This is a genomic window from Psychrobacillus sp. BL-248-WT-3 (assembly GCF_012843435.1).
GTDB lineage: Bacteria > Bacillota > Bacilli > Bacillales_A > Planococcaceae > Psychrobacillus.
This window is the reverse complement of the sequence record NZ_JABAFC010000062.1, coordinates 1-10,447: the sequence shown is the minus strand read 5'-3', so window position 1 is coordinate 10,447 and position 10,447 is coordinate 1. Positions and strand designations below refer to the sequence as shown.

Genomic DNA, 10,447 nt, shown 5'->3' with positions numbered 1-10,447 from the left:
ATCGGTCGGTTCTTCCACATAATCGGTCGGTCGCCCTGAATTATCGGTCGGTTTTGCCACATAATCGGTCGGTTACCCCGAATAATCGGTCGGTTTTGCCATATAATCGGTCGGTTACTCCGAATAATCGGTCGGTTCTGACATATAATCGGTCGGTCACCCCGAATAATGGTCTGCTATGCACTACACCTGATCCGAGCTTTTTAATATTTGACGTGAGCTATAGAAAATACGATTTATGGTTCCGTCTGCTCCACTTAGAAACTCAATTAGGTTTTCTTGATCCTCTAAAGTTCCGATAAACAAATTACCTTCTACACATTTTAAGGGGTTGGGACCACTTGCTGTTAGAATGGCTAGGCGTCCATCCACTATATCCACTCTTACCTTCATCCCTTCTCCAGAAATGAAGGTTCCTTTAAATTTGAAAAGCTTCTCTACTGGCACATCGTGTGTTTGAAAATGCATATGCTTGGTAGCCGGCTCCCGACCCTCTATGCCATTTAGAGCACCAAGGAACAGCTTGTCGGATGGAACATCTGCGAGACTGCTTAGTAGCACTCCAGAAATTCCTTTCTCAGGTAAAATTCCCATAAACGAAGAAACTCCCTTCAAGCCCCCACCATGGTTAATAAAGGTAGTCCCAAAGTAATTGGGAATGATTCGTAGACCGTACCCGTAAAATCGTCCTTTTTCGAACTCTACATGTGGATAGACCATCTGCTGTACACTTTCTGGTTGTAGAATTCTATTCTCTCCAGCCATTCCTTCATTTAAAAACATAGCCAGATACTTCAGAATGTCATTTATAGTGGATTTTAAATAACCTGCTGCTCTCATGGAAGGTGCATCCCACCAAAGCGGAGCCTCATATACGTCCACCCCCTCTGCAGAGTAGCGCGACATATAAAGTGTAGTCGCATTTTCTTTCTTCTTTAATTCCTCCAAATCAAAAAAGCTATTATTCATTTGGATTGGCTTTAAAATATGATCCATTACGTACTCTTCATAGGATTGACCACTCACTCGATCAATAATTATTCCTAGAATTCCGTAGCAGTCATTGGAATAGCTGAACTCCTCCCCTGGTTCACCAAGCAGGTCGAAGTCTTGTTTTGCAATGTAATGAAGCAACTCCTCATACGTGTCAATCGCCGGCTCAGGATTGTTCACTAGGTCTAAACCATAATCCTTTGCGGATGGATCCTGATCGATACTACGCTTCCTTGCATAGACATGAGTTGCAATTGGCGGAAGACCCGATGTATGAGTCATCAAATGATGTATTGTAATTCTCTTGGATTTTTCTTCGTCCTGCGTTCGAAAATCTGGTAAATACTTCACCACCTCGTCATGGACAGACAGTTTACCAAGCTCCTGAAGCTGCATAATGGCTACACACGTAAAGGACTTCGTCATGGAGGCTATGCCGAAAATCGTGTCTGCATCGATGGGAAGCTGTTTTTCCACATTTCGATACCCGAAGGCTTTTTCATAGATTCGTTCATTGTTTTGATTAAAAGCAATACCTACCCCAGGGATTTTGTGTTCTTTTATGAGATCCTTTGCATATTGCTCGAATTGCCCCATCATCTCTATTTTATTTACCATTTCTTATCCCCCTTTATTATCATGAAAATATTTTAGCATAATTGAACTGTCAAAAGTCGTAATTATTTGAAAATAAAAATAATTACATTTTTCCGTAGTAACTTTCAATAAAGGAGTTAAACAAGGAAGCAAGCACTTGTTGAAAGAGCATGCCAAGAACAACAGGAATAGCAACTGCTGGCGGGAAGTATGCAGTTGCTAGAACAACTCCCGCGCTTATATTGCGCATCCCTCCAGTAAAGACCATTGCAATTACCGTTTCCTTCTCCTGTTTCAACAATCTCCCCGCTGAAAAAGAAAGAACATAGCCTAGAAAAGCGATAATGATTACAACAATTCCAAGCCCTACTAAAGCAAACCCTCTTTCCAATAAAAACGGAGCAACTACTGCCCCATTTAGCATTACCACTATTTCCATGCCCACCTTAGAAAACGGAGAAAGCCTAGCACTTAAAATATCGACTACCTTGCCCTTCGTTACCTGATTTAAAATCATTCCTACAATGGAAGGAATAACAATCGTCCAAAGAAGTCCGATCATCATACCGAGTGCATCAATCTCTACTGTTTCACCTACTAGAAGATGAAGTGTTAAAGGAACAATTACGGGTGAAAGAAGCGCTCCTAATAAAATAATCGTAAGTGCCAGCACATTATTTCCTTTTGCCACTGCAACCCATACAAAGCTAGTAATCCCTGTAGGTATAGACATTGCAAGTACTAGCCCTGTAATCGTCAGCATTTCTCCTGGAAACACGAGATAACCGATTCCAAGCGACAGCAAGGGCATAATAATATGCAAAATGGTGAATGTCACGAAGATTGGAAGTGGATGTAAAACAGCATCCTTGAAGGAAGCGAAATTTGAATTAAGGCTACCTGCAAAGGTCATAAATGCAAAAATCCATGGTATTAGCCATGCTAAGTCAACAATATAATCGGATACTAATACCCCGATTACTACACTGACCGGAATAAAATAAGCCATCGTTTTTTCCAAAAATTTATTTATGCTGAACATCATGATCTATCAGTCTCCAATCCTAACGTCACTAAAGAATAACCTTATGTATTTCCTCATATATTGATATATCGGATAATATGGGAGGGCTTATATGGGATATTATGTAAAGGTCGAAAAAGGTGTGAATATATACATAGAGGATATAAACCCATCAGCCGACAAGACGATTTTATTTATTCATGGCTGGCCAGCTAACCACCAAATGTTTGAGTATCAGTTCAACCAGCTGCCCGCACTTGGCTACCGCTGTATAGGTCTTGATTTGCGTGGCTTTGGAAAATCCTCTAACCCCTGGGAAAGCTACTCCTACAACAGAATGGCTGACGATATCCGAGTTATTATAGACACGCTACAGCTAGAGAACATTACGCTTTTAGGTCATTCGATGGGTGGGGCAGTTGCCATCCGATATATGTCTCGTTACAACGGTCATCAGGTAGATAAGCTGGCCCTAGCTGGTGCAGCTGCTCCAATGTTTACGATGCAGCCCGATTTTCCTTATGGCACCCCTATAACCGTAGTAAACGAATTAATAAGCGATACGTATAATGACCGACCAAAAATGGTGCAGGATTTCGGCAATCTCTTCTTTCACCGTCACCTGAGCGAAAGTTTTCAGCACTGGTTCCAAAATCTTTGTCTTACTGCATCTGGCCATGCAACCGCGCAATGCTTAGAAACACTGCGTGATGAAGACCTACGAAGTGATCTTACCCACATTCATACTCCTACACTTATCCTCCACGGCAAATGGGATTTAATCTGTCCCTATGAACTAGGAGAGCTTATGTACGTGCAAATTCAAAATTCTATGTTAGTCCCTTTTGAATATAGTGGGCATGGTTTGTTTTATGAAGAAAAAGAAAAGTTTAATGAAGAGCTTGCTAGATTTATAGGCTAGAATAAAAAAGGAGGAAGAAAGATGCAATGTCCAAATTGCAATCATGATCAAGTATCAGGAAATTATTGCTCAGATTGTGGAAACTATCTACTGAGGCATCAAAGAGAGATTATTAAGGAAGCTGCTATTGCAACAGAGGCACCCATTGCAGTAAAAGACCACCTGGCAACTTTGAAAAATCAGGCAAAGCAGTATTCTAATTATTTTATGCGCCAGCTTAAAAGTCCCTCGTTAACATATAGCAAAGGAGAAAGCGAGTTCCCGAATGCTACTGTAAGTATTGTTCTATTTACAGCTCTTTTCTCCTTCTCGATTTATCTTTTTGCAGTTAACCAGTACTGGAGCAATCCACCCAGCTTTTTATCAACATTTATGGAAGTTTTCTTCGTCACGTTTGTTTTAACATTAATCGCAACCCTATCCATCTTTTTTATAAATACTATTTTTGGACCACAGCACTCTTTTAAAAGTATTATTAGCTTCTATGCAGGACAGCTACCAATTGTGATCATTGGCACTGCTCTTTCAGTGATCCTTATGTCTTTAAAATCTTTCGCTTTCGGGAACGGAATGCTAACTGTGTGTTTGTTATTAGCTGTTTTCTTCATCCCACTTTATGTCATCAGTGCTATACTTACGAGCAAACAAGAAAACTTCGAGCCATTATATGGCTTCCTCTTATACATCGTTCTATACTTTGCACTCTTACTCATGATTACAATGATGATCGGCAATCTAACGATTAACAGTTATGTACAAAATCTAACCTATTTGTTTAAGTGAGTATAAAATCGTGGACCGTCATGTTGATGACGGTTCTTTTTTTGGGCTTTTCCAGGTTTGCTAGTTTCCGCAAGGTTCTTGTTAATCTCTGCAAGGTTTTGATTCGTTTCCGCAAGGATTCTGATTCGTTTCCGCAAGGTTTATGCGCGTCTGTGCAAGGTTTTTTGCTCTCTGCAAGGTTTTCACTCGTTTCCGCAAGGTTCTGCTTCTTCTCTGCAAGGTTTTGATTCGTTTCCGCAAGGTTTACGTCCTTCTCTGCAAGGTTTTTTGCTCTCTGCAAGGTTCTCACTCATTTCCGCAAGGTTCTGACTCGTCTCTGCAAGGTTCTCACTCATTTCCGCAAGGTTCTGCTTCTTCTTTTGCTAGGTTGTCCCCCGTCTCTGCAAAATTCTATGAAACTAAAAAAAGAAACCCCGAAGGATTTCTCTTTTTGAATTAGCCAATTGGTGGATGGATTGGGATAGTGTTTGTGCTTGAGCCAATCGGTGGGTGGATCGGGATAGCGTTTACTTCGCCGCTCGCACTAGATCCGATTGGTGGATGGATAGGAATAAAGGCGATTGCAACACCTGCTAATGTAGCTAAAATTAGAGCTTTTGTAGATTTTTTCATCATGGACACTCTCCTCTATTGATTAGTTAGTAGAACGACTTTCTCAAATTTACCTTCTTGTCGGTAATAGTCCGTTAAAATGACAAGGAATTGATGGTGAATCTCTTTAAGGTTTTCTCCTCTTGCTGTATAGGGAACCAATTTTTCCTCTAAAAAGGTCATCGCCTTTTCCCTCTCACCCTCCAACAAAAATAAATAAAAGCTGGAAAACAATCGATAATGCATGATTTGCTGCTTTTTAGCCTCGGACTTCAACAAAGTAAAGCTTTCCTTACATGCTTCCCATTGCTCCAAGCGGAACTGGGTTTGCGCCAAATTATATAGGCACAAGAGATAATTATCGGAATTCGCAGGGATAATGGCTTTACTTTTTTGAAAGTACTCTAAAGCTTGCAAATAATCTCCCATCCGCAGATGTAAGTCACCTATATTGTGATAGATTTTTGGAAGGAGATGTTGCTGGTTAAGCAATTCTATGCTTCTTAACAAATGGGTATACGTATTTAATGCTTCATTGAAAATTTTGGCCCGTGAGTAGTTTAAAGCAAGCGACATAAGTGTATGAAGGATTCGTTTGAAGTTGTATTGATTACTATAAAATTGCAAGGCCTGCTTACCGTATATGATCGCTAGGCTGGACTCTTCTAAATGTCCCTTTACAACTGCTAGATGATAGTGAAGCTCTCCGGTAAACGATCCTAACTCAGCTTGATCATGAATAATTCGAGTAAGTTGCTTATCTGCTTCTTCAAATCTCCCCCTTAACATTAAAATTAAAGCACCCATGTATAAAAGTAAATACTTCTCATATTGGGAAAAATTTTGTTTCTGGGCATGTAGCCATTTTAGCTGATATTCTGCAGCGTCTCTATTATTTATTAATAGATAATAGCGTAGTTTATAAAGTTCGTATAGATAAATATGATCCGTAAACACAATAAGCTCATGATAGCCCTCTAAAGTTTTGAATACTTCTGTTGCTTTTTCCTCTTCTAAATAATGAATATGACATAAGAAATCCTTTATTAAATCGAAAATTTGTTTTTCATTTGCCTGTACATCCTGCAAATCAATTTTTAAACGCTCCAGCAACAAACGGATTGTCTCAACATTTGCTTCCTTACTGTTATTTTCTATTTTGCTGAGATGAGGCACAGAACATATTCCATTAGCAAGACTTGTTTGCGTTAATCCTCTCTTTGTTCGATAAAATTTTATTAGCGAGCCAATCCTCATAGTACCCCTCCTAATTATTGTAAGATATTTTTTCCCAATAAACATAATTTTCAAAATGTGTTAGTTTTAATATTGTACTACAAAACTAAACCGAAAAGGAGTTTTCACAGATGAGCAAATTTAAAATCGCACTAGCAAGCCTCTTAATTGCAGGTTCACTTGCAGCACCGGTCCAAGCAAGCTCACCGGAAGAAACACCATCCTCAGTAGAGGACAGAAATTCTAATGCTGGGGTAGAAAAGTTTCGGGTGTATGTAGAAGCCAATAACAAGGCGAACAAAGCGTCCTTGGCAAATCAGTACGAAGTAAGATGGGAGCTTTCGGAAAATGGGTTCTCTACGGATATGAATGAAAAGCAGTTCCAAGCTCTTCAAAAAAACAAAAACATTACCGTAACAAAGGTTCCAACGGTTACGCTTGATCTGCCAGCAGAAGATTCTACTACTCAACCAGCAGATTACGAGACTGCAGCAAACGCATCTCAGCAAACTCCTTGGGGCATTAAAGCAATTTACAATAATAGTAGTTTAACCTCCACTTCAGGTGGAAATGGCATTAATATCGCGGTATTGGATACGGGAGTAAATAGAAATCATACGGATTTAGTAAATAGAGTAGAACAGTGTAAAAACTTCACAGGCTCTACTACGGTTATCAACAATAGTTGTTCAGATGGAAATGGACATGGTACTCACGTTGCTGGGACAGCCCTTGCAGATGGCGGCAGTGACAAATCTGGAGTTTATGGTGTAGCGCCTGCAGCAGATCTTTGGGCATATAAAGTGTTAAGTGATAGTGGCTCAGGTAGCTCAGATGATATTGCAGCAGCTATTAGACACGCTGCAGATCAAGCTGTTTCTACAGGAACAAAAACAGTTATTAATATGTCATTAGGATCTTCTGCAAATAATAGTTTAATATCAAGTGCAGTTAACTACGCGTATAGTAAAGGTGTATTAATTGTTGCAGCGGCTGGAAACTCCGGTTACTCTCAAGGAACAATCGGATATCCAGGAGCATTAGTAAACGCTGTTGCTGTAGCAGCTCTAGAAAATGTACAACAAAATGGAACTTATCGTGTAGCAAACTTCTCTTCTCGTGGCTATGCTTCTACAGACGGTGATTATGTAATCCAACAAGGTGATGTAGAAATCTCTGCACCTGGTGCAGCTATTTACTCCACTTGGCACAATGGTGGCTACAACACAATTAGTGGAACATCTATGGCATCTCCACACGTTGCTGGACTAGCGGCTAAAGTTTGGGCACAAAATCCATCTTGGTCTCATACTCAACTTCGTACAAACTTACAAAATAGAGCAAAAGCAGTAGACATTAAAGGTGGTTACGGAGCAGCAACTGGAGACGACTACGCTTCAGGATTCGGTTTTGCTCGCGTACAATAACATCTAATCTACCAATTTGACTAAACGTAATCATAAGTAAAATTATTATTGAAAATATAACTACCATAAATAATCTATAAAACAACAAAACTGCACCCCGCCAACGCTCGGAGTGCAGTTTTGTCTATTAAACAACGTTATTAAATCGAGTGCATTACGAGAGCATTACAGGTGCCTGGCACCTGCAATGCTCTCGTAATAATATTGGTATAGTTTCCCCTTTGTTTCAAGCGGCGTGAATTGTTATACTGAGATATTTTACAAGTGCCAGGCACCTGTAATAATGTTAGTTAGTAGTTTTTGATTTGGTTTGTTGGTTTTGTTTGGATTTGTAGGCCGTATTCGTTTGTTATTCCTTCTATCGATACGATGGTAAGTGGACCTGTTAGCTTGTGGTCTTTTCCTTGGTCTATGAGTTGGCCATCGCTTTTTCTTGTGCTGAGTAGACCAAAGTCTATTGAGAAGGCACCTTTAGTTTGGGAGAAGATGGTTTTGTTTTGGTTGTTGGTGTATTTAACCTTCGTGCCATCTCCATCTACTACGATAATAGAGGCTTGTTTAGTAATGATTGCTTGGTCTTGTGCGATTACTGCGCCATTGGCGTATTGGACTGGCGAAACGGTGAAGGTGATTTTTTCGTTGGATAGGTCATCGTCCTTGCTCGTTCCTTCTGTTATACTCCCCACTGCAAATGGACCTTCGACTACCCTCAAGGTTGTTTCTCCCCATCCTACGTAAGCCGGTATAGCTTTACCTGCAGTTTGCTGAAAGATAGAGAAATCAGTTACGGCATTTGTATCTACTTCAGCTACAAAGGTCCAGTTCCCTTTACTATCGGCCTTTGCCTTACCGATGGATGTGCCATTGTTCTTGAAGAAAAACAATTCATAGTTAGGTTCTGCTGTGCCTTTTAGCTCCACTTTGTTCCCATGGATGCGATAACCGGAAGTGCCTGCCTTGACCGCAAATTTTGTGTCTAGCTTGACTGCTGCTATTGATGCATTCTTTGATATATTAAATAAGGAGGTGGAAACTTGGTGGTATTCACCATTAATAGTGTCGCCAATATCCAGCCCGCTCTTAAAGCTGTCCAACGACACATTTATTCCTTCATTTTGAAAGATGTCATTATATATCTTCCAGCTATACTTAACTCCCTCTGTGGTCACAAAATAATTGTTTTTGTTATCGATAAATCTCACTGTTTTATTCCCAATCGCACCTTCTTTTGGCGGAGCATAAAGATTAAACACTCCAGAAGTCTGTGTTTCTACAGCCTTATTTTTAACGATCTTATGAATAGCAATAGTTTTATCTAACGCAGCTTGATTGGAATTATTGGATGTGAAAACAATTTGTATTGCGCCATTCTTATCCGTCTGAGCATTAACCGACTTAGCACCTGCATTATTGTTAGCTGCTCCATTTACAGAGATTAGCTTGACGCCAGCTGGTATATCAATTCGAACTGCTTGATTACTCGTGTTTTTAAAGACAGTCGAGAGTGACAAAACCTCTGTCGTTTCTTTATGCTGAATGTTTTTATCGCCTATATAAACAGGTGATATATTTCCTGGAACTGCAAAGCTCACCGAACCATTTTTATATTTAATCGTATAGGTAGTTCCAGGTACCTGTACAGATGTTTTTAATGTAACGTTAAATCCATCACTGCTCAGAGATGCACTACTAATAGTCATCCCATTATTGGCTGTGAAATCGGATGCCTTTACAGAAGAAATAGATCTATTTAACTTAACGAGTACGGTCGTGTTATCAACACGAGTGACAGCTACTGCATTCATCGGCAAAGCATTGTTAATATTATTAATTGCTGCTTGTAGGCTTTTTTCCCACTTTAATGTTTCAGCAGTTAAAATCGCCTGTGCTTCATATACTTTAGCTGAAGCCTCTGTGTATCGTCCTCTGTTTAAGTCCTCTTGTGCACCCTTAGCAAGCATATGAACCGTCACATCATTTTTTAGCTCTGATATTAGCTTTTCAGCCGGGCCTTTTACCGCTCCTCTAATTCGATCACGTGTCGATTGACCATATACACGGTCTAACAGAATCGTCTGCTTTCGAAATTCTGCTGTCATTTCATGATAAGCCTTTTCCACTTGATCTAAATTATTTGCCTGTACCGCTAAGGATAGCGCATTTGTCTTTGCATGTATTTTACTGCTCGCTGTAATAGCATCTAGATAGCCCTGTGCACGCTGTAGCTGAGTTTTGGGCTCTATCAATAAAGACTCGTACTTTAATTTCTCCGAAAAGCTAGCCTTTGCAAGGGCAGCCTCCACTTTTCCAATTGCTTGCTTCGCATTATTAAATTGTTTCCACGGCTGAGTGACCCCATCTGCCGACCCCTCCACCGAAATAGCCCACTTCAATACATTTCCTGCATTTTGTGCATCCACAACTAACTGGTTTAAGTTTGATGTGGCTTCAACCTGAGACCCTGGAGTCACGGCAATTATTGCTGAAGTAGCTACCAATGTAGATAAAATCAGCTTTCCGCTTTTATTCCTCATATTACTCTCCCTCCTATCGTTTATCGCTCAAGCCAATATATGTTCAAGACATATAAACTTATGAGAATAAGAGAGATTTGTACACCGATGCAACAAGAAAAGCGCAACCGCCTATCTCTGCCCTGACAGGCAAATGGGGAAAAGCGAGGAGGCTTCTCCTCAGCCACCGGAGCTTTTAACCATTTGATCCCGAGGGGCAAGGCGGTGGAGCTAGACAACAAGAAAAGCGCAACCGCCTATCTCTGCCCCGACAGGCAAATGGAGAAAAGCGAGGAGGCTTCTCCTCAGCCACCGGAGCTTTTAACCATTTGATCCCGAGGGGCAAGGCGGTGGAGCTAGA

Annotated in this window: 9 protein-coding genes; 3 read left to right on the top strand and 6 right to left on the bottom strand. The window is 40.4% G+C overall.

The genetic code is table 11. The features are described from left to right. Positions 1–183 precede the first annotated feature (183 nt). Both HF876_RS18160 and HF876_RS18155 read right to left on the bottom strand, forming a co-directional pair. Positions 184–1,611 (bottom strand): serine hydrolase domain-containing protein, encoded by a 1,428-nt coding sequence (locus HF876_RS18160; RefSeq protein WP_169361468.1) that lies wholly within the window; start codon positions 1,609–1,611, stop codon positions 184–186. An 82-nt stretch (positions 1,612–1,693) separates the two neighbouring features. Continuing rightward, complete coding sequence (locus HF876_RS18155) at positions 1,694–2,635, bottom strand: bile acid:sodium symporter family protein (RefSeq protein ID WP_169361467.1); 942 nt, start codon at positions 2,633–2,635, stop codon at positions 1,694–1,696. 91 nt (positions 2,636–2,726) lie between these two features. On the opposite strand from HF876_RS18155, the gene HF876_RS18150 reads away from it, so the two are divergent. Next, the gene (locus HF876_RS18150; protein ID WP_169361466.1) at positions 2,727–3,536 is read left to right on the top strand and encodes an alpha/beta fold hydrolase; all 810 of its coding nucleotides are present in this window, start codon (positions 2,727–2,729) and stop codon (positions 3,534–3,536) included. A 21-nt stretch (positions 3,537–3,557) separates the two neighbouring features. Continuing rightward, the gene (locus HF876_RS18145; RefSeq protein ID WP_169361465.1) at positions 3,558–4,319 is read left to right on the top strand and encodes a hypothetical protein; all 762 of its coding nucleotides are present in this window, start codon (positions 3,558–3,560) and stop codon (positions 4,317–4,319) included. On the opposite strand, the gene HF876_RS18140 is transcribed toward HF876_RS18145, so the two are convergent. From HF876_RS18140 to HF876_RS18130, 3 genes are all read right to left on the bottom strand, one after another. Further along, complete coding sequence (locus tag HF876_RS18140) at positions 4,312–4,599, bottom strand: hypothetical protein (protein ID WP_169361464.1); 288 nt, start codon at positions 4,597–4,599, stop codon at positions 4,312–4,314. The two genes, HF876_RS18145 and HF876_RS18140, sit on opposite strands and share 8 nt — an antisense overlap. 155 nt (positions 4,600–4,754) lie before the next feature. Further along, complete coding sequence (locus tag HF876_RS18135; protein ID WP_169361463.1) at positions 4,755–4,934, bottom strand: hypothetical protein; 180 nt, start codon at positions 4,932–4,934, stop codon at positions 4,755–4,757. 12 nt (positions 4,935–4,946) lie between these two features. After that, the gene (locus tag HF876_RS18130; protein ID WP_169361462.1) at positions 4,947–6,167 is read right to left on the bottom strand and encodes a helix-turn-helix domain-containing protein; all 1,221 of its coding nucleotides are present in this window, start codon (positions 6,165–6,167) and stop codon (positions 4,947–4,949) included. 110 nt (positions 6,168–6,277) lie between these two features. Between HF876_RS18130 and HF876_RS18125 the strand changes: the two genes are divergently transcribed. Further along, positions 6,278–7,573, top strand: a complete 1,296-nt coding sequence (locus HF876_RS18125; RefSeq protein WP_169361461.1) for a S8 family peptidase — start codon at positions 6,278–6,280, stop codon at positions 7,571–7,573. A gap of 290 nt (positions 7,574–7,863) precedes the next feature. Here HF876_RS18125 and HF876_RS18120 read toward each other — a convergent pair whose 3' ends face one another. Then, on the bottom strand, positions 7,864–10,107 hold the full coding sequence (locus tag HF876_RS18120) for a hypothetical protein (protein WP_169361460.1): 2,244 nt from the start codon (positions 10,105–10,107) through the stop codon (positions 7,864–7,866). Between the last annotated feature and the right edge of the window lie 340 nt (positions 10,108–10,447).